20 protein-coding genes are annotated in these 19,864 nt (G+C 62.5%); 8 read left to right on the forward strand and 12 right to left on the reverse strand.

Translation table 11 applies throughout. From position 1 onward, the window contains the following. The first annotated feature begins 130 nt into the window (after positions 1-130). Complete coding sequence (locus tag OH686_RS22520; RefSeq protein ID WP_289535368.1) at positions 131-334, forward strand: hypothetical protein; 204 nt, start codon at positions 131-133, stop codon at positions 332-334. Between the two features lie 16 nt (positions 335-350). Here the strand turns inward: OH686_RS22520 and OH686_RS22525 are convergent, their stop codons facing one another. After that, positions 351-503, reverse strand: a complete 153-nt coding sequence (locus OH686_RS22525; protein WP_289535370.1) for a hypothetical protein — start codon at positions 501-503, stop codon at positions 351-353. A 208-nt stretch (positions 504-711) separates the two neighbouring features. Here OH686_RS22525 and OH686_RS22530 point away from each other — a divergent pair, with 208 nt between their 5' ends. From OH686_RS22530 to OH686_RS22555, 6 genes are all read left to right on the forward strand, one after another. Next, positions 712-1,512, forward strand: a complete 801-nt coding sequence (locus OH686_RS22530) for a DUF6630 family protein (RefSeq protein ID WP_289535372.1) — start codon at positions 712-714, stop codon at positions 1,510-1,512. Between the two features lie 132 nt (positions 1,513-1,644). Continuing rightward, complete coding sequence (locus tag OH686_RS22535; protein ID WP_289535373.1) at positions 1,645-1,785, forward strand: hypothetical protein; 141 nt, start codon at positions 1,645-1,647, stop codon at positions 1,783-1,785. Between the two features lie 87 nt (positions 1,786-1,872). Next, positions 1,873-2,193 carry a hypothetical protein gene (locus OH686_RS22540; protein ID WP_289535374.1) on the forward strand — a complete coding sequence of 107 codons (321 nt, stop codon included), beginning with the start codon at positions 1,873-1,875 and terminating at the stop codon, positions 2,191-2,193. 203 nt (positions 2,194-2,396) lie between these two features. Continuing rightward, positions 2,397-3,326, forward strand: a complete 930-nt coding sequence (locus tag OH686_RS22545; RefSeq protein ID WP_289535376.1) for an alpha/beta fold hydrolase — start codon at positions 2,397-2,399, stop codon at positions 3,324-3,326. A gap of 136 nt (positions 3,327-3,462) precedes the next feature. Next, on the forward strand, positions 3,463-3,921 hold the full coding sequence (locus OH686_RS22550; protein ID WP_289535378.1) for a MaoC family dehydratase: 459 nt from the start codon (positions 3,463-3,465) through the stop codon (positions 3,919-3,921). A gap of 118 nt (positions 3,922-4,039) precedes the next feature. Next, entirely contained in the window at positions 4,040-4,537 is a 498-nt protein-coding gene (locus OH686_RS22555) for a hypothetical protein (protein WP_289535380.1), read from the forward strand. Positions 4,538-4,588: 51 nt separating this feature from the next. Here the strand turns inward: OH686_RS22555 and OH686_RS22560 are convergent, their stop codons facing one another. After that, on the reverse strand, positions 4,589-5,917 hold the full coding sequence (locus OH686_RS22560; protein ID WP_289535382.1) for an NTP/NDP exchange transporter: 1,329 nt from the start codon (positions 5,915-5,917) through the stop codon (positions 4,589-4,591). Positions 5,918-5,936: 19 nt separating this feature from the next. Continuing rightward, positions 5,937-6,884, reverse strand: a complete 948-nt coding sequence (locus tag OH686_RS22565; RefSeq protein ID WP_289539124.1) for an SDR family oxidoreductase — start codon at positions 6,882-6,884, stop codon at positions 5,937-5,939. Between the two features lie 249 nt (positions 6,885-7,133). On the opposite strand from OH686_RS22565, the gene OH686_RS22570 reads away from it, so the two are divergent. Then, entirely contained in the window at positions 7,134-8,051 is a 918-nt protein-coding gene (locus OH686_RS22570) for a LysR family transcriptional regulator (protein ID WP_289535383.1), read from the forward strand. A 19-nt stretch (positions 8,052-8,070) separates the two neighbouring features. Here the strand turns inward: OH686_RS22570 and OH686_RS22575 are convergent, their stop codons facing one another. From OH686_RS22575 to OH686_RS22615, 9 genes are all read right to left on the reverse strand, one after another. Next, a complete protein-coding gene (locus OH686_RS22575) occupies positions 8,071-8,982 on the reverse strand; it encodes an alpha/beta hydrolase (protein WP_289535385.1) in 912 nt (303 codons plus the stop codon). Between the two features lie 182 nt (positions 8,983-9,164). After that, complete coding sequence (locus OH686_RS22580) at positions 9,165-10,532, reverse strand: DUF1329 domain-containing protein (protein WP_289535386.1); 1,368 nt, start codon at positions 10,530-10,532, stop codon at positions 9,165-9,167. Positions 10,533-10,545: 13 nt separating this feature from the next. Further along, positions 10,546-12,237 carry a DUF1302 domain-containing protein gene (locus OH686_RS22585; protein WP_289535387.1) on the reverse strand — a complete coding sequence of 564 codons (1,692 nt, stop codon included), beginning with the start codon at positions 12,235-12,237 and terminating at the stop codon, positions 10,546-10,548. Between the two features lie 114 nt (positions 12,238-12,351). Further along, positions 12,352-14,301, reverse strand: coding sequence for an acyl-CoA synthetase (locus OH686_RS22590; RefSeq protein ID WP_289535389.1), 1,950 nt, complete (start codon positions 14,299-14,301; stop codon positions 12,352-12,354). Then, on the reverse strand, positions 14,301-15,257 hold the full coding sequence (locus tag OH686_RS22595) for a fumarylacetoacetate hydrolase family protein (RefSeq protein ID WP_289535390.1): 957 nt from the start codon (positions 15,255-15,257) through the stop codon (positions 14,301-14,303). Before OH686_RS22595 ends, OH686_RS22590 begins: the two co-directional genes overlap by 1 nt. A gap of 152 nt (positions 15,258-15,409) precedes the next feature. Further along, the gene (locus OH686_RS22600; RefSeq protein ID WP_289535392.1) at positions 15,410-16,486 is read right to left on the reverse strand and encodes a VOC family protein; all 1,077 of its coding nucleotides are present in this window, start codon (positions 16,484-16,486) and stop codon (positions 15,410-15,412) included. 94 nt (positions 16,487-16,580) lie between these two features. Then, entirely contained in the window at positions 16,581-17,195 is a 615-nt protein-coding gene (locus OH686_RS22605) for a TetR/AcrR family transcriptional regulator (RefSeq protein WP_289535393.1), read from the reverse strand. A gap of 314 nt (positions 17,196-17,509) precedes the next feature. Then, positions 17,510-18,142, reverse strand: a complete 633-nt coding sequence (locus OH686_RS22610; protein ID WP_289535394.1) for a TetR/AcrR family transcriptional regulator — start codon at positions 18,140-18,142, stop codon at positions 17,510-17,512. Between the two features lie 65 nt (positions 18,143-18,207). Further along, complete coding sequence (locus OH686_RS22615; RefSeq protein WP_289535395.1) at positions 18,208-19,797, reverse strand: bifunctional 3-(3-hydroxy-phenyl)propionate/3-hydroxycinnamic acid hydroxylase; 1,590 nt, start codon at positions 19,795-19,797, stop codon at positions 18,208-18,210. Positions 19,798-19,864: the final 67 nt, after the last annotated feature.

Consider the following 19,864-nt stretch of genomic DNA (forward strand, 5'->3'; position numbering starts at 1 on the left):
GTGATGGCAGAACCGTCGGCTCCCGGACGAGCTGCCTGCATTTAGCTGCAATGGATGCGACTCCCAGGGCTCAAAACTCTGGAGCACATCTGCAGGCGCGAATCGGGAGGTTGGCATGAAGGCGAGTGTCATGGAGCAACAGACGAGCTGCACGCTGGATGCGTTGCGCGACAAGAGAAATGCCGCGCAAGCCGAGCTGGAGCGATACCTGCTGGAGCAGTTCCCCATCGATACCGACCAGAAGAACCTGGGCGTGGCGATGCGCGCCCACGCGGTGGTCGAGATCGAGGAGGAAATGCGCCACGAGATGCTGAGGGCGCAGGCCCACGGCTGAGCCGAGGGCATGCGCATCACTCGGGGGCGTTCTGCGGGTCGCCTTCGTTGGATCGGCTGCGCGGCTGTTCCCCCGTGATGTCCTCGTCCGGCTGCTCTTCCTTCTTGGGCGGTTCATGAGTGGTGGGCGTCTGTTCGGCTTTACCGTCGGGCGTTGCGTGACTGGTCATGGGCTCGGCTCTCCATAGAGGCTGGATACCTCTGTTTTGAGGGGAGAGCGGGGCGGGTGTTCAAGTATTTGCGGGTGACACCGGCCAGCCCGAATGCCGCGTCGTGCGCACGGCGCCATGGGTTTGAGCATTGGTCGGCAGCGCGATGTCGAGGGTGGCTGGCAGCATATCTAGCAGATTCCGCTTCCTTCATGCGATCAGCCCCCCAATGAATCCAATCGATCTCCAGTCGTTCCAACGCATCACCAGCGCCCATGGCGAATTCGAGGGGGCCGCGTACTTCGACTCCGAGGAAGAGCTCGCCCACGAGGTGTTTCCTGACCGCATCGTTTTCCAGACCAATTATCTGGATTACCGCAGCTACGAGGTCGACCTCGCCGAGGGCGGCATACGCGTGCGCAAGACGCGACTGGACAACTACCGGCGCGGCGACAAGGCCAAGGTCATCGACGACGCCATGGACGAGGAGGACTGGGGCGAGCTGGGTGACATGTGGCAGCGCATGAGCCGCGACCTGGACAACCAGGAGCAGGGGCCGCAGCTCGATGTGAGCGACACCCTGGCCGAGCTGTTCTACTGCCTGTTCGACGAGCCCCGCGCGCAGCAACTCGCGGATAACCTCCCGGCGCCGTCGACGCAGTGGGATTGGGCCTGGAGGCAGCTCGAATCGGCGCTGGCCGGGGCCGACCAGCTGGCCGAGTTCGAATGGAAGGAGTGGTCGTCCCACGGCGTCGATGCCGTCAATGCCCTCGCGCCGCTACGACAGCTGGGCATTGCCATCGCGGCGCCTGACGACACGACCGTCGCCACTGTCAGCCGTGCCGACGACTGGGGGCGGGCGGTGCTGCAGTATTTCAACGCGCAGCTGGACGCCCATGATCTGAAGCTGCTGGCCATCGGCACCCACTTCGACGAGAGCCAGGCCTTCGCCTGCCTGCCCATGAATGGCCTGGGGCTGGTCAATGCGCTGGAGATCATGGGCCGGCTGGGCATCGTCCACAAATACTGAGCGCTTGCGCGCGCCCTGCGATCCTGAGTCAGCAGCATGAGAAAGTGTGATCGATGCGGATTCCTCACCTTCCAGCACAACGCGCCCTGTTCGCGCTGTGCCGAGGAGATGCGGCTGGCCAGAGAGGCTCTGGTGCCGAGGCGCAAACCCTCGGTGTGGCGCAAGGTGGTGCAGTGGCTGCTTGTCGGCCTGCTGGTCGCGGCGCTTGCCGCTGCGGCGGCGATCACCTGGTTCCTGAATACGGCTGGCGAGTCGTTTCGCTCCCTCGGCTGACCGCCAGTGGTTCTCGCCGCAAAATTGTGTCGACTCTGCGGAGTGACTGTGTAGAATCCCGCGCCCGAAAATGCAGGAGACAACACGTTGGTCATTCATTACTTCGCGTCCCAGGAAAGTGTTGCGTGCGGACGCACCGGGTCTGGCCTCAATAGCAGCCAGGATGTCGCCCAGGTTTCATGCAAGCTCTGCCTTCGCTCCGTGGAAAAGATGGCGACCGCGCCCGTACGCAAGGCGCCGAGTCTGGCGGAGCTGAGAGCCGCCGCGAAGGCGGAGAAGGCAGCCGCTGCCGAGGCTGCCAAGCCCACCCCCCGACTGTCGGCGCGCGCCGAATGGCAGCAGCGTCTGCAACAGCTGCCGGGTCGCAATCGACTGCCTCGTGGCGTAGCCAAGCAAACCTTCATCTAGTCGCCGCCGTACAAGGCCCGCTTCCCCCGAAGCGGGCATGGCTAGCGCCACCATCGCTCTGTAGCTCGCCGCGAGATCACCCCGAAGAGCGATAGCGCCGCCACTCCCAAGTCCCGAACATTGCTAGATACCGTCTCGCTTTGGCCGCTTCCCGGCGCCATCGCATGAGCGGTCATTCCAGCAACGAGGCGCGGGGAGTCGCCATGAAAAAACTGATCTCGGCCATCGTGGTGCTGTTGCTAGGCGCCGCCGCCTGCTTGTACTTCTTCCCTTCGGCCCTGCTTGCCACCACGCAACTGGTCGAGCGGCGCCTGGCCGGGCTCTCGCCCCAGGAAATCCAGGTTGGCGAGTTCACCATTCGCTACTACGAGGGCGGCCCGGCCGATGGCGAAACCCTCCTGATGCTGCATGGCTTCGGCGGCAACCGCGACACCTGGCTGCGCTTCTCGCGCCAGTTCACCGAGCGCTACCACGTTATCGCCCTGGACCTGCCGGGCTTCGGCCAGAGCAGCAAGCCGGATGTCAGCTATGACGTCGCCAGCCAGGTCGAGCGCCTGCACGCCGTGATCCAGACCCTGGGCCTGGGCAAACTGCACCTGATCGGCAATTCCATGGGCGGCCACATCGCCGCGCTGTATAGCGCGCGTCATGGCGACCAGGTGCTCAGCCTGGCGCTGCTGAACAATGCCGGCGTGACCACCCCGACCAAGAGCGAGATGTACCTGCGCGTGCAGCGTGGCGAGCCCAACCCGCTGATCGTGCGGGAGCCGCAAGACTTCGATGTGCTGATGCAGTTCGTCTTCGCCACTCCGCCAAGCATCCCCGGCCCCTTGAAGCGGCACTTCGCCGAGCAGTCGATGGCCAACCGCGCGCACTACGACCAAGTGTTCGCCCAGCTGCGTGAACACTACGTGCCACTGGAGCCGGAGCTGCCCAAGATCCAGGTACCGACCTTGCTGCTGTGGGGCGATCAGGATCGGGTGCTGGACGTATCGAGCATCGAGGTGATGAAGCCGCTGCTGAAACAGCCCAGCGTGGTGATCATGCAGAACTGCGGCCACGTGCCCATGCTCGAACGCCCGGCCGAAACCGCTCGGCACTATCAGGACTTCCTGGACGCGGTCCGCGGCTGAGGCGGGTAGTAATCGGGGGGCGAGGCAGCGAAGCCAGGGCAACGACATCGACCGGGTTGGGCAGTTTTGGGGAAGCGGCCAACCTTGAGCAAATGGGGTAGCGTATCCCGACTCAACTCCAACGCGGGCAAACGCTGTGACCCTTACCCAAGCGCAACAGAAGCTTTATCTGGAAGACCTTTCCATAGGCGACACCTTCACCAGCCGGCGCTACGAGATGAGTGCCGAGCGGGTGGTTGCCTTCGCCAGCGAATTCGACCCACAGCCGTTTCATATCGATCCGGTCGCAGCCCAGCAATCCTTCTTCAACGGGCTCGCGGCCAGTGGCTGGCACACCTCGGCTGTCGTCATGCGGCTGTTTGCGGAGAGTGTTCCCTTGGCCACCGGCATCATCGGTGCGGGCTGCAATGTCGAGTGGCTGAGCGTGGTCAGGCCTGGAGATACCCTGCATGTCGTCTCGACGGTGAAGGACATAATCCCGTCGAAATCCAAGCCGGATCGCGGCATCGTCATCATGGAGAATCTCGCGATCAACCAGGACGACGTCATCTGCCAGCGCAACACCGCAACGCTACTGGTGTTTCGTCGGCTATAGGCGTCAGATCGCGAAAAATCGACCTCCTGGCCGGCGGCCCTGGCCAAGACTGAATACAATCTGTGCCCGAACCTCCTGGGCCATGAGCATGGCTACATCCAACAAGGAACTCGCCTCCATGGCCTCTTTGGACAAACAACAGAAACGTGCCCAGCGGGCCAAAGCCAAGGCCAAGCAGAATCGTTCGGGCAAAGCCAAGCCCAATGTCATACATCCGCTGCTGGCCAATCCGCTGGTCAACGAGCCCTTCGATGATGTCGAAATCGACCTGAGCACCTTCGACTTCAAGGACATCGAGGAAAACGGTTTCGACCCGGCGCACTTCGACGACCTGTTCCAGGCGATGAAAGTCGGCGAAGGCATCAGCCTACTGGCGATGTGTCTGGTGTTCCTGCAGTACCCGGTGCTGGAACTGGTGATCGCGGAGGAGGGGGAGGACGCCGCCATCGACTTCATGATGGGCCTGCTGATCACCTATCGCGGAATCTTCCACGATGAAGACGAAGACACGGCCGTGAAATGGGTCGGTGGCGACACCTTCCAGACGGCCTACAACGAAGCGTCGATGATCCTGCAGAAGAAATACGCTCGCGGCGCCTCAAACACACAGATTTAGCCGCCGCCGAGCAGCTGCTGTAGCGAGTCCAGTCGGCCGAGAGGGTGCATCTCAAGAGCTCAGTTGCATGTCCAACTTTCTCTCCGGTTCAGTACGTCGGCTAAATTCGTCCGCCTGCTTGCCTAAATACCAGCCCAGCCCACCCCAGACCAACGCACACACTGCCCCGGTCAGTGCGACCAGCATCGCGCCTTGACCCAGCGTGTCCAGTCCACTCTTCAGCCAACCGCTGAGCGCGTCACCCGCGCGATACACCACGGTATCAATGAAGTTCTTGGCCTTGTACTTGCTCTCGGCATCCAACGGCGCAAAAAGCATCTCCCTACCCGGCCGGATGAACGCGTACTCACCGATGCGACGAACAACCATCAGCGCGGCAAGCACTGCAAAGGTCGGTGCTAGGGCGAGACAGATGAAACCAAGGCAGACCAGTATCGGCATGATCGCCAACAGCATGCGCACGCCCATTTTCTTGGCGATACGTCCCGTGATGAACAGCTGTGACAACAGGGCGCCGGCCTGAACGATGACATCGATGACGCCAAAGACCCTGATCTGTGACTCGCGATCGGGAAAGCGCTCCGCGACTAGCCTCGCCTGCTCGAAGTACAGCAGGGTGGTCACCGCGGCCAGCAGCACGACGAAGCCTGCGACAGCGAGCAGATAGGGAGACTGGATCACCCGCGTCAGGCCGCTGAGCGGATTGCCGGCTACCGGTCGGTGGGAGCTCTCAGGCTTGACTGCACCTGGCCTACCCGCCCCGTCGATTTCCCGCCAGCGCATAAGTGGGGTTTTGAGTGCCAGGGCGACGCCTAGCAACACAGCTGCCAGTAGAACCAAGCCGGCCGGACCCGTCACGCCGACCAATAACGAGGCCAACGCTGGACCGACCAAACCACCGACGCTTGCTCCGGCAGCAATGAACGCGAACAGCCGCTTGGCCTGCTGACCGTCGAACACATCGGCCATCAGGCTCCAGGCCACGGAGACCACGAACAGGTTGTAGACCGAAATCCAGACGTAGAACACGCGCGCCAACCAGACGCTATCGCTACTGAGTTGAAACAGTCCGGAGAAGACCAGCAGGTTGAGGCAAAAGAAGCCGTAGACCCAATCGATGAAGTGCAGGCGTGGCACCCGCGAGCTAAGCCAGGCGAACAGCGGAACGGCTATCAGCATGACGACGAAGGTGGCGGTGAACAGCCACTGCAGATTCTCTATCCCAGCCATGATGCCCATCGACTCGCGAATCGGCCTCAGCATGAAGTAGCCACAGAAAAGGCAGAAGAACAGGAAGAACCCCGTGAAGGCGGGCTTGATCTCACGGTGCTCGGCATTGATGGCGGCGCCGAGGCGCCGCACCAGGTTTGCTGAAAGCATGATCGACGCTCCGATGAGTTCAGCGGAAACTGACGTTGGTCAGTTGCTCGGTGGTCGACCACAAGCGCGCAGCCGCTTCGGCATCCTTCGCTGCAGCGGGAACCCTGGCCAGCCCAAGCGGCCCGCGCTTTTCATCCTTGCCTACAGGCCCGTAGTAGGCGCCCGCCTGCGCCTCGTGAGCGGTGGCAGCGTATAGCGTCGGCAATGCACCTTGGGCAGCGGAGTGGTATCGCTCACGATCCTTGGCCCAGTTACGGCCGAACTCGCTGTCCAAGCCTGGCCCTCGAGCGATCAACTCGGTGACGGCCACTCCAGGATGTGCGGCGATGCTCTGAACACCCCAGCCGTGCGCGGTGCTGCGACGATGCAGTTCGAAGGCGAACATAAGCCCGGCCAACTTGGACTGGGCGTAGGCAGAGTAGGGGTCGTAGGCCTGCTCCGACTGCAGATCGTCGAAGTTGATGCGACCTCGTGCTGCAGCGATGCTCGCCAACGTGACGACGCGCGGTGAATCGCTTTTGCGCAGCAACGGAAGCACGTGTGCAGTCAGAGCAAAATGCCCGAGATAGTTGGTGGCCAATTGCAGCTCGAAACCTTGAGCCGAAGTGCCTCGCTGCGGCGGGGCCATGATCGCCGCGTTGTTGATGAGTCCATCCAGGCGCGGTAGGCGCGAGTTGAGGCGCTTACCCAAATCTTGAACCGACACCAAGTCGGCTAGATCCACAGCCTCGAATTCCACTCGAGCATCGGCGACCTCCTGCTTGATCCGAGCAATCGCCTCCTTGCCGCGCTGCGCATTACGCGCAGCGATTACCACCTGGGCGCCAGCCGCAGCCAATGCCTTGGCGTCTTCGAAACCCATCCCGCTGGTGCCTCCGGTAACCAAGAAAATACGCCCGCTCTGCGAAGGCATATCGACGAGGCTCCAATCCGGTTTGGGCTGGCCTTGGGCAACCGCGCTGCCCATCTCCAGTACACAGCTCACCGCCAAGCCTATAGCTGCAAGCCCTCTGCGCCATGCCGGTTTGACAGTTCCGACAGCGCTCATCTGTAGGGTATTGCTCATGCTTCGATCCTCCTGTTGTGACACACCGCTTCGGTGCAGTGCGTTTACAGGAGGCATTGTTCTCTGGAGGATTAGTCAGGATAAGCCGTGTAAACATGGATGCCGCGTACGGCTGGTCGTACAATCGGGCCCTTGCTGAAGGATAAAACCATGCGCCAGCCTAACTTGACCGATGTCGCGTTGTTCGCAGCAGTTGTGGATGCCGGAGGGTTTCGTGTAGCTGCTCAGCAGCGTGGTATGTCTGCCTCCTCGATTAGCGATTGCGTGCGCCGCCTCGAGCGCGATCTGGGCGTTCGCCTGCTCAACCGCACTACGCGCAGCGTCTTCCCCACAGAGGTGGGCGCTCGACTGCTGGAAAGGCTACGCCCCGCCCTGGAGGAGATAGGCGCAGCGTTGGGCGACCTGGACGACGTGCTCCAACCGGTAGGAACTCTACGCCTCAACGTGCCGGTACCCGTCGCCCGCTTCGTTTTGCCCCGATTGATCCCAACATTCCTGCAGCGCCATCCGGGCATCAATGTTGAGGTAGCCATGGACAATACCTTCATCGACGTCATCGCTGCCGGCTTCGACGCTGGAGTGCGGTACGAGGAAAGCCTGGCCAAAGACATGATCGCCGTGCCAATCGGCCCGCGCCGCCAGCGTTTCGTGGCCGCCGCCGCGCCCTCATACCTGCGAAAGCACGGTGAGCCGCGTCACCCGCGCGACCTGCTGAATCACCGGATGATTGGCCATCGGTTCGAGAGCGGAAAACTCGGTGTATGGGAGTTCGAGAAGGACGGTGCAATAGTCCGCGTGCCGCCTCAAGGCCCGTTGCTCACTTCGTCTCAGGATCTAGAAGTAGGCTCGGCAGTCGGAGGGGTGGGAATCATCTACACCTTCGAGGAATACCTCAGGCCACTGCTCGACCGGGGGGAACTGGCGCCGGTTCTGCAGGATTGGTGGCAAGCCTTCAATGGCCCTTATCTGTATTACAACGACCGCCGGCATATGCCATCGCCGCTCAGAGCCTTTGTCAATTTCCTCAGGGAAGAGGCAGAGCAATCGGCAAACGCCAACATCTGCTGAGTCGTTATCCGCTACTCATCTATGAGGCGTCGCGGGTAAGAGCATCGTTTATGAAGTTACCAATCCGGCTTATGGCGTCCCGGGACTCCGGCATCCAGTCGCAGAACGCCTGCCAGACATGCCACATGCCCGGCCACTCTTCGATCCTGACTTTGACTCCGGCCTTGGTCGCTTGATTGGCGAGATCTACCGAGTCGCTCAGCAGTACTTCGTCAGCCCCTACTTGAATGTAGATTTCCGGAAGCCAACGCAGGTCCGCGAACCGGGGCGAGACCTGCGGATGGTTCAGCGGGGTCTGGTCCGCATATTCCAGGGCAGCCTGTTGCAGGCGATCTGCTGTCGGGAAAAAGGGATCCCTGTGCCTTAGCGTTTGGTACGACTCCCCGCTGCATGTCAAATCGGTCCAGGGGCATAACGCCACCAGGGCCCGGGGAAGGGGACGGCCGCTGTTCCGGATGCGTAGCGCTGTCGCCAGCGATAACCCACCCCCAGCCGAATCTCCAGCGATGACGATACGGTTCGGTTGCAGCCCCAGCTCGCTCTGCATCCATTCGAAGGCAGTGACGGCATCGTCCAGCGCGGCAGGGAAGGGATGTTCGGGGGCCAGTCGGTAGTCGAGAAGAAGCACGCGAACCTGACTCGCCTTGGCAATGTGGCTCGCCAGAGCCCTGTGCGAGCTTATGGAGCCCGAGACATACGCACCGCCGTGCAGATACAGCACGGCGGCATCCAAAGCAGCTCGTTCAGGGATCAGCCACTGCGCATCACGCCCTCCGACGCTCTCGGGGCTCTGAGATACACCGCTGGCGTTCTTGAACAGCCTGACCTGGCGATCCATGAGTGTGCGGCATTGCGAAAAGGGGCGGTGGGAGGTTTTACGAATCTCTCGCTTGAGAAGCATCTTGAGCAGATGGCTACGGATACTCGGCATGGCCATGGCCTCGTCTGATGGGGTAGCGCAACTCAATTGGCGTGCGGGCTGAATCGCAAGCTTTCGTCGGCTACGAGGTCAAAAAAAGACCGCTCCCGAGGGAGCGGTAAAAGTTCTCGGTGATCAACGGGAGTAGGATCGTCGATCCCGAGCGTCAGCAACTGGTGCCAGCATCCCTCTGCTCAGCGAACACCGGCGTTGCGCAAAGCGGTCGGGGTGTATTCGGCAGACGAGACTTTGAAGCCGAATTCGAGGGGATCCTTCTCCTCGTTACGCATTCCCGAAACGATGTATCGGCCGTTGATGAGGTCGTACAGCGCCTCCACGCCCAGCATGGGAATCTGCTTGTCATAGATAGGGGTCATAAAGCCTTCGGCAACTCGCCACAGGGTGCCGCGTGCGTCGTAATGGTCGAGGAGGGCGATCTGCCAGGTGTCCTCGTCGATGTAGGCAACCCGTTTGGCGTAGATGTGCCGGGCGTCTGCCTTGAGGTTCCCCTCAACCACCCAAACCCGATGGAGCTCATAGCGGGGAAGATCGGCATTGATATGGCCCGGCTTGACGATGTCGGAGTACTTCAGCTCGGCCGATTCGAGCTGGTAGTTGTTGTAGGGAATGTAGAGCTCCTTCTTGCCCAGCAGCTTCCACTCATAGCGATCCAGCGCCCCGTTGAACATGTCGAGGTTGTCCGAGGTGCGTTGGCCTTCCGAGGCCGGGAAAGGGCCATCGTAGGAAATCTGCGGGGCGCGGCGGACACGGCGCTGACCCGAGTTGTAGATCCAGGCCTTGCGCGGTTCCTTGACCTGATCGAGGGTCTCGTGGACCAGCACCACGTCACCGGCCAGGCGTGCGGGGGCGGTGATCAGCTCGCGGTAATAGAACAGCACGTTGCCCGGGTCCGCCGGGTCGAAGTCGTTCAACTGGTCCCGATAGGCGAACTGCTGCTTGAAATGCACCGGTGTATAGGTGCCGTTCGCCGTCGGTGTGGCCTGCACGTAACTTCTGCGGGCGCTGCCGCCGCGGTAGCGGGTCAGGTGATTCCACATCACCTCGATTGCGCTCTGGGGAATCGGGAAGGGGATGGCGGTCTCGAAGTCCTTCAGACCGTCGCCGTTGGATATCAGCGTGGTGCTGACAGCATTGCGCGCGGCGGCTTTCTGCACCTGCTCGGGCACTGTCACGCTGCGGTGCGTGGGAAACACCCGCATGCGATAGCTCTGGGCATAGCGCTTGAACATCGCGCGCTGCCCTTCGCTGAGCTTGTCGGCGTATTGCTCCTGGTTCTCGGCCGTAATGGTGAACAGCGGTTGCTCGTCGGCAAAGGGATTGGCCGGCCTCCCACTTGCTGCGTCGACACTGGCCGCGGCCTTGTCGAGGCCACCGGTCCAGGCGGGAATGCTGCCATCGGCATTGCCGGCTTTCTCGGCGCCAATCGGTGTCAGCGTGTCGCCGAGTTTGGCTGCCTCACTGGCAGACACAGCGGCTTGGGCCGTGCAGTGAATGGCAAGGGAAAGAGAGGTAGTCGCAAGGATCAGGGATTTTATTTTCATTGTGATCACTCATTCAGAAGGCAACGCCGAAGCTCAAGGCGACGAAGTCACGATCGATGTTGGTGTTGTAGTCACCGCCGAAGAAGTCGGTGTAGGACAGGTTGGCGCTGTAGGTGCTGAGGACGCTGGCATCGATGCCCAGGCTGATGGCCTTGGCGCCTTCGTTGAAGCCAGGCTCGGTGCCATAGCCGTCGACATCGTGGGACCAGGCGAGGTTGGGGCGCAGATCCACACCGGGAATCAGGTTGCTGTACTCCCAGATGGCGCGGACGCGGTATCCCCAGGAGGTGCTGGTGGCGAAACCATCGTCCGTGCAGTTGTTCGGTGTCGAGGCGTTGGTCAGCCCCCGGCACTGACTGTTGTCTGGATAAAGTTCTCCTTGGCCGAACGCAGTGGCGCGGCCATATCTCAGGTCGCCTTGGCCTTCCAGCCCGCCGACATGAACCACGCCGACTTCGCCGACCAGCGTCAGGCGATCGGCGCCCATCACCTGATCGAAGAAGTGGGTAGCGGTCACCTGCGCCTGTGTTACTTCCTTGCGCCGATAGCCGGTGATGTCTTCTCCCGCACCGAATTGCACGCTGCCGCTGGACAGCACGGGGGACAGCGGCGGGACACCGGACGAGGCGATCACCAGATCCACGGGGCTGATCTGAACCGGCATGTTGGGCCGGTAGCTGATCTCGCCGGCCAGGGTGGTGCCGGTCGGCAACATGGTGCTGGCGCTCAGGCCATAGAGCCGGATGTCTTCGGGGTATTCGACGAAGTACTTGGAGGTACCCAGGTCACCGAACGTGGTGGCACCGACGGTACTGAAGTAAGCCATACGGCTGTGATAGTTGATGAAGTAGGCCGCGAACTCGCTGTCCAGTTCGGGCGCGAACCAGCGCAGGGCGGTTCCCCACTGGCCTTGATCACGTGCATCGCGATCACCTATCCGAGGAATCTCGGCGCCCGACGGGGCGTAAAGGCCCGAACAGCCGTCGGCCAGTGCGTCGGTTGGCGAGAAGAAGGTGCCGCAGTTGTCGATGACGGTCTGGTCCCATTCCAGCTGATAGAAACCCTCGACGGAAACCTCCTCGGTCAGGTTCTGCGAGAGGTACAGCATGTTGACCGGGATCAGTCCTTCCTTGATCTCGGCGCCGGGCCTGCGGAAGGCCGAGGCATCGACTGGGTTGATGGTGTTGATGCCGCCCTGGATGAAGGTGCTTTCGCCCCAGCTCACCACCTGCTTGCCCACACGCGCCGTGCCAGGCAGATCGCCGATCTGGTAGTTGTGGTAGACGAAGGCATCCAGCAGCTGCGCACCCGATGAGCGCGCCGCTTCCTTGCGGTTGTGCTCCTCGATGTCGCGGAAGAGCCGGCTTTCATCCTTCAGCTCGAAGTCGTACCAGTACTTGCCCCGGAGAAACACGCCGGTCTCGCCATACTTGAGCTCCAGATCGTGGATGCCCTTGAACACCTTCGAGAAGGTTTCGCCCTTCTTGAAGTTGCGCCTGCCGTCATCCGAGGCCGGGTCGTGCAGGAGATCCGGGTCGGGGTTGCGCAATGCCCAGCTGGCGCCGATGGCGAGGTTGGAGTCGAGCTGGCCTTCGACCTCACCTATCTGAAAGGTCACGGCCGACGCGGCGGTACTGGTGAGCGTGGCAACGGTAATGGCGGTGGCGAGGTGAGCCAGCCGCCATGGCGGTTGTATGCGTGTCATGGATTTCACTACCTCTTGTTATTGTTGTGGCGAAGTCGTTCTGGCCGTTTTGCGGGCACAGCCGGGCCCATTGGCCGTGGAGGAACGACGGCCATCGGTGTCTACGGGGCTAGATCAGCTGGTTAGCTGGGCAGATGGTGGGGCAATGGATGACCTCCCGGGCGTGCTGTGCCATTCGATGGGGAAGCTGTAACGGCCCAGCGCCTGGGCCAGTGCGGCCTGCTCGGACGCGACGGCAATCTGGGCGACCAGGCCGCGCTTGGCGTCCTGAATCACGTCGATGCCGAGCTCGGAAATGCCGAGTGCCTGGGCCTCTTGGCGAATGACCAGGGCGATCTCGCGTTGCTGCAGCGCGGGTTTGAAAATCTTGCCGACCGGCGTCACTGGCAGGGCGTCGAGAATTTCGATGCGTTTGGGAACCGCCGCGCGCTCGGGAATATTGGCGCTGGCGAAGGCCATCAGCTCGGCACTGCTGGTGCTCTGCCCAGCAGCGAGCTGGACGTAGGCAACGGGTACTTCTCCGGCATGGGCGTCCGGGCTGCCGACGGCGGCCACCAGCGCGACGGCGGCGTGCGCCTGCAGGGCCTCCTCGATCTGTTTGGGATCGATGTTGTGGCCACCACGGATGATCAGCTCCTTCTTGCGGCCCGTCAGCCAGAAATAGCCTTCGGCATCCTGGCGGCCCAGGTCACCGGTATTGAGCCAGCGCCGGCGATCGATCTCGATCCAGACCCCCTTGTTGTGGCTGCTGTCCAGGTAGCCGGCGAACACGTTCGGGCCATGGATGGCAATCACGCCGACCTCATCCACGGCGGCATCGCGCAGGTAGATCCCCGCGTCGTCGAGTATCACCGCGCGCATGTCCTGGTAGGCCAGGCGCAGGCCGATGGAGCCGACTCGCCGTTCGCCGTCCGGAGGGTTGCTGGAGGAGACGCAGGCGCCTTCGGTCAGCCCATAGCCTTCGAGAATGCGCACCCCGACGCGGCGTTCGAACTCGCGGAACAGTTCGACCGGCATGGGCGCCGCGCCACACAGCGCGTACTGCAGGCTGGAGATGTCGAAGCCGTTTACCGGATGCTGCAGCAGCGCCGAATAGACGGTGGGCACACCAGAGAAGGAGGTGATCCGGAAGTGCTGGACGATGGCCCAGAAGTTGGCGATGACCCCTTCGCCACGGTAGCCCTGGGGCGTGCCGATGATCACCCGGTCACCATGGGTCCAGGGCATGAGCCCGGTCACCAGCTGACCGTTGACGTGGAAGAGGGGCAGGCCACAGAAGATCACCTGACCGGAAGCTCTCGGCTGAGTGGCGGCATCCATGGACCAGGCATTGAACACCTCCGAGCCGTGGGTGCGGATGGCGATCTTCGGCAGGCCGGTGGTACCTCCCGTGCAAAAGTAGGACGAATGCTCATCCGATCGAATCTGCCTGCCGCTTTTGAGGCGGGCCTGGGGCTGCCGCTGCATCAGGGCGCGCAGGTTGTGAATGCGCCGTCCCCGGTGACGGGATTTTTCCCGTGCAGCCATCCAGCGCAGGGCGAGTGCGGACAGCGCGCCTACATAGGGCGTCATGTCCACCCACACGATGTCCTGCACGCACGGCAGGCGCTCCAGCTCGCTGGAGAGCTTGTCCCACAAATCCGCTCCCGGAGTGGGTGCCAGCGTTACCACTACCTTCGCGCCGGCGGCGCGCAGCAGGTCACCGATCTGAGCGGCTTCCAGCATGGGGTTGACCGCCATGACGATGCCGGCGGCTTCACCTCCCCAGATGGTGAAGTGGGTTTCCGGCAAGTTCGGCAGCAGGAAGGCGATCACATCCTTGGGGCCGATCCCCAGGTCATGGAACGCATTGGCCGCCCGGGTGATATCGGCGAACAGCTCGGCGTAGCTCCAGTCATGAGTGTTCTGATAGTCCGTGCTCTGCAGGAAGAAGCTCAGCGCCGGCGCGTCGGCATAGGCTGCGGCGCAGCGCTGCAAGGCTTCGTAGGTGCTCGCGGCCAGGCCCCGCTGCGTCAGGGGCGGGCTTTCGAGGACGTGAATATCGTGCAGGGAGCGAACGGCCATCAGGCTTGCTCCACCACGACATTGCGTTGTACGCCGAGGTCGATGGCGCCATCGGCGCTGCGGATGGAAGCCTCCACCACATCGCCTGCCTTCAGGTAGTGGCTGCTGCGGCCCTCCTGGGCTTTCATGAACACCTTCCATTTCACCGACTCCGGCAGCAGCGCGCCGATGCGCTGCTTGGCGGGCGACGGGATGGTCAGGGCGCAGCCTGCCGGCGTGCCGGTGGCGATCAGGTCTCCGGCGGCGAAGTCATGCACGCCGGAAAGCTCCGTGAGGGTTTCCGCGGGACCATGTACCAGGTTGGCGGTACTATCGTTCTGGCGTGTCTGCTGGTTGACGCTCAGGTGCAGCTGCAGGCGCTTGAGATAGCCCACGTCTTTGGCTTCCAGCAGGCATAGGTACGGCCCGACCGGGCCGAAGGTGCGGAAGCTCTTGCCCTTGTAGAACTGCATTTGCGGAATCTGGATATCCCGCGCCGAGTAGTCGTTGACGATCACCAGCCCGGCCACGAACTCATGCAGGTTGGCGTCCGTGACTTGCACCTGGCCGGTGATCTCACGCTTGAGCACCAGGCCCAGCTCGATCTCGTAATCGAGGAAGCGCACCACGCGCGGTTTGATAAGCGGGCTGTTCGCCGGGACGATGCAGCTGGAGGCCTTGGTGAAGATCATGTTGAAGTTCTTCGCGTCGGGGTCCATTCCCGACTCGATCATGTGCTGCCGGTAGTTGGCGCCCTGACACACGAACTGCTGGTTCTGCGTCACCGGCGACAGCAGGGTGACGGCATCCAGGCTCAGCTCATCACCGCGCACCTCGGCCAGCTCGCTGATGCGGGTCTCCCGGATCAGCTCGCCGGTGGTGGCGAACTCACCGGGGATGATCGATATGCGGTCCTGGCGGATGACGCCCCACTGGACCTTGTTCTGGTGTTCGAAGCGGACTACATGAACGGGCATGACAATGGCTCCCGAAGAGGAGGGTGGTGGCACGGAGGCTGAGTGTTGTTGTTCTGTGAAACTGTTCGTCGAAGTCGGCAGCAAGGCTCCCCCTACCAGGGTCAACCCGGCCTTGAGCGCTGTGCGGCGACTCCAGATCTTCATGGCGCCGGCTAGCCGAAGAGCCGCGCCAGCATCACCAGCTTGCGCCAGGTCAGGTCTGGGCTGCGCCGCAGGTTGCGCAGCAGCAGCCGCAAATTGGTGAAGTTGAGCGCCGGCTTGGTGAAGCTCTTCGGCATACGCTGCCCCCACTGGGCCATGGCTTCCGGGCTCACGCTATGCAGCCCGGTTGGCTGCTCGCTGGTGAACAGATCACCGTCGCAGTAGTGCTCGTGCTTGTCGCCCCAGGGGTCCTGCCAGTAATCGAAGATCTGGCTGCCGAGAATGTGCCGGCCGATACCCCAGGCATGCTTCCAGCCACGTTCGTGCAGGACGCGCTGGCCAACGCCTACGGCATCGGCATCGACCACTTCGTAGGCGCTGTGGCTGTAGGTCGCCATGAATCCCTGGGCCATGGCCAGCGTGTGGTGGTCGGCCGGCTCGTTGCCCAGATCCAGGCGCATGAAGGCGACGGCGGGCGAGCCGTCCGGCAGCACCTGGACATCGCTGGGAATCAGGCCGAAGTGCTGGGTGTACCAGGCGCAAGTGGCCTGGAAGTCGGCAACTTCCAACACCACATGGCCCAGCCGGATCACTTCCGGCGGAGCGATGGGCGGGCGTTGCGTGCCGTTGATACGGGCATGGCTGTCGACCTGGTTGAGCGGCAGCGCGGGCCGATGGGGAATGACTTCGGCGGGTGCCTGACCGAACACGACTTCCACGACGAACCCGGAGGGGTCGGTCAGGCAGACCTTTTCGCCGCCACCCGGGGCCTGGGTGGGCTGGATGGGAGAGGCGCCCGGCAGGCGCGAGAGGGTTTCCAGGTCCTCCCGGGAGGCGAGGGCGAGGCCGAGGCCAACGAAGCGTGTCTTCTCGGCACGACGGACCTGGTAGCAATAGGCGGCGCTGCCAGTGCCGCGCATATAAAGATTGTCGACATCGCGGCGAGCCACGCGCAGGCCGAAGTCGAGGAGAAAGCGCTCAGCCAGTTTCAGGTCCGGTCGCTCGAAGATCAGATGGGCAAGCGCCGTGGCCTTCACCGTGGGCTGGGGATGCCTGGCGGGCTGGGGCGTTACCAGCGGGGGTTGCATGCTCGGTATTGTCATTGTTGTTCTCCGCACTTTTTTCAGGCAAGGCTTCGCCTTCGACCCCGAATGGCGGGGTCGCTAGAAACCGAATAAACAGTCAGTCCACAGCGGGTAGGGGTGGTAAATCGAGCCTCGCCAAGCGCAGCGCTTCCTCGGCGGGAACTCCGAGGGCGCGAAGCAGCAGCTCAACGGCTTCGGCCCCTGCGTCGCGCCAGGTTTTTATCCCCTCGCGCACCATGAAGATCGCCCCCAGCGTGGCGCCGGCAATCAGCGAGATCACACTGGCCAGAGTCTCCTGGCGAATCTGATAGCGACCAGTCTGTAGCCCCTGGAGCAGGTCGACGGTGACCTGGCTGTAGAGCATTTCCCGCATCGAGGCGTTACTCAGCGCAAAGCGGTTGAGGAACGCTCCCCAGTGGGGCTCGTCGTGGGCTCGCCGGATGAACAGGCGCACGCCCTTGGAGAGACGCTCGGCCGGGTCCTCGACACCGGCAAAGCTGAGAGCGATGCGCTGGTGCATCTCGCCGCTCAATTGGCTGGCCACCTGCTCGAACAGCTGCTCCATCGTCTCCACGTTGTTGTAGATGGTGCCGCGTGCCACTCCCGCTTCCTCGGCGAGGTCGCTGATGTTCAGCTGCATGACCCCCTTCTCGGCAAACAGACGCAGGGCTGCCTGGTGAATACGGCGCTGAGCTTGATTGAGACGGGTCAACGGAATGCCTCCAGATTCGCTATGAGTGAATTGAACAGTAATGTTCAATTTTGGTCAACCGATTTTGTTTTTATCGTTTGATGAGCATTTTTAAGGGTCGAGCAGATGCCGGCCAGTGAAGATGCGAGTGCAAGGCGGGCGGCGTGGCGGGAGAGTGGCGAGGGCGCAGGGAGAAGGGCTGGTAGTCGAACGGAGTTGTTTCTGAGGTTATCCAGCGATGCCCCAGCGGCAGCACTGCCTGCTTCGAATGGCTGGCGCTAAAGCCTGCAGCTGAGGGCTGACAGATGACGCAAGCGGGAGCTCGGCTGCGAGACTCAGCCGGGCAGCGGCTGCTGGGCAAGTTTGCGCGCGCGGGCCGGGGTGGTGCCGAGGGCCTTGAGCACCATCTCCGCGACCTGGCTGTCGTGCTCCTGGGTGCCACGTCCTTCTATGACGGCGCGCATCCCGCCAACCACGCAGGACACCACCAGATCACGAGCAATATTCTCATCGGGGTAGGAAAAGACGCCTTCCTCCGCGCCTCCACGCAGATCGACCAGGACGAAATTGGCGATTTTCGAGCGAATCGCCTGATCGAAATGCACCACGCGAATGACCGCGCTGGCCCAGGTCGGATCTGCTGCCGCACGACGAATGAACATGCGTACGCCAATCGCCAGGCGCAGGGCGCCGCTGTTCACGCCGATGCTGAGAGCCGAAATGGTCTCGGAGAACTTGTCAGCCAGCGCGATGCCGACTGCCTCGATGACCTCGTCGCGGGTGCGGAAATAGTTGTAGATGGTGCCGCTGGCAACCTCCGCCTCGCTGGCCACTTCCAGCAAGGCGACCTCGCCGACTTCCTTGCGCGCCAACAGGCGCAGCGCGGCCTCGATCAGGCTCTGACGGGTACGCTCGCGTTTTTTATGGCCGCGGGTCAGAGGGGCATCGGGTTGGGCTGTGTTGCTCATTGGGCCACTCGCTGGAGAAGTAGGCCCGATGATAGAGGAAGCGCCAGCATTTGGGGCAGGCCCACTCAATAGCCGAGCAGCGCCAGGCTTTCCCGGATCAGCTTGCCGGCCTGCGCATGCGGGCCTTCATGCATGACGATGCGGTCGGGGCGCACCACCGCGAGCGAGCCGGCGGGTGCCTTGCCGAGCAGGGCGTAGTTGAGGTCCTCGATAAAGGGAGTAGTGGCACGGCTCTTCTGCCCCTGCAGCCCGATGTGCAGGTAGCGACCGCCGCAGCCCTCCCAGCAGCGGCGAATTTCTTCGTCCAGGTGGTTACAAGGGTCGATGCCGAAGCCGACCAGGGTCAGGTGGTCGCCGAGGCTGTCGTCGCTGAGGCCGATGCTGCCATTCTGCGTACGCACCAGCCCCTGCGGGAACAGCCCGCCACGACGCAGCCGGCGACCACGGACCACCGGCATGAACAGGCCACGCTTGAAGTTGTTCTTCGGCTTGATCTCCAACTCCTCGAACAGTGATCTCAAGTAAGGGATCAGCCGCAATGACCGCATCAGCCCGTGTCCCAGGAAGGCCAAGGGCGCGTTCTTGGGCATCACCATGCTCCCCATCAGTTTCGCCAGCGCGATCATTTCGCGAGCATGAGGGCGGCGCTCCTGGTCGTAGCTGTCGAGAATCTTTGAGTTGGCGCGCCCATTCACGACCCAGGCGAGTTTCCAGGCCAGGTTGGCGGCATCGCGCAGGCCGGCCACCAGCCCCTGGCCGACGAAGGGCGGGGTGATGTGCGCCGCATCGCCGATGAGGAACACCCGGCCACTCTGGAAGCGCTCGCAGCAACGCGCGTGGAATCGATAGACCGCCTTGCGCTCGACCTTCAGCTGGTCCGACGCTATCCAGGGCTGCAGCAGGGTAGCGATGTGTGCATCGTCCTCCACCTGCTCACGGGTTTCGCCGGCCCGGAGCATGAATTCCCAGCGCTCTCGTCCGCCAGGTGCCGGCATGTGCGGGGTAGGGCGGCGGTGATCGCAGATGAATTCGACGTGGTCGATGGCCTGCTCCTCGCGTTCGGCCGCGTCGACGATCAGCCAGTCCTCGCTATAGCTGGTGCCCTGGAAGTCCTGGCCGATCAGGCTGCGCACTTTCGAGCTGGCCCCATCGGCACCTACCAGGTATTGCGAGCGGACCTGCTGCTGGCTGCCATCTTCGCCACGCAGGATGGCCAGCACGCCGGTGTCATCCTGGATCAGGTCCACCAGCTCGAAGCCACCCAGGTGCTGAACATTGGCGAAGTGGCGGGACTGGGCGCGCATCGAGTGCTCCAGGTCCGGTTGATAGAAGGTCACCAGCTTCGGATGGCCGTCCAGGCTGCCGCTGGTATTGGCGCGACCGAACTGGCCGACCATCGGGCAGTGCATGCGCACCTCGGGTATGACGATCTTGTCGAACGCATCCTCGGCCAGCCCGGCCTGTTGGAGGATGCGCAGCGCCTCGTTGTCGAGGGCGATCGCGCGAGGCATGGTCAGTACCTCATGGACCTTGTCCACGACCAGTGTCTGAGCTCCGTAGCGGCCGAGCAATGTGGCCATTGTGGCGCCTACGGGACCGTTACCGATGATCAGTATGTCCACTGTTGCAGGCAGCGTGGTCTTGTTGTTGTGCATGTCGGTCTCTTGTCGTTATTGAGGGTGCGGTTCTTTTGTGGCAGATTATTCAAAATTGAGTAATCTC

Source organism: Pseudomonas sp. SO81, from assembly GCF_030374125.1.
Taxonomy (GTDB): Bacteria; Pseudomonadota; Gammaproteobacteria; order Pseudomonadales; family Pseudomonadaceae; genus Aquipseudomonas.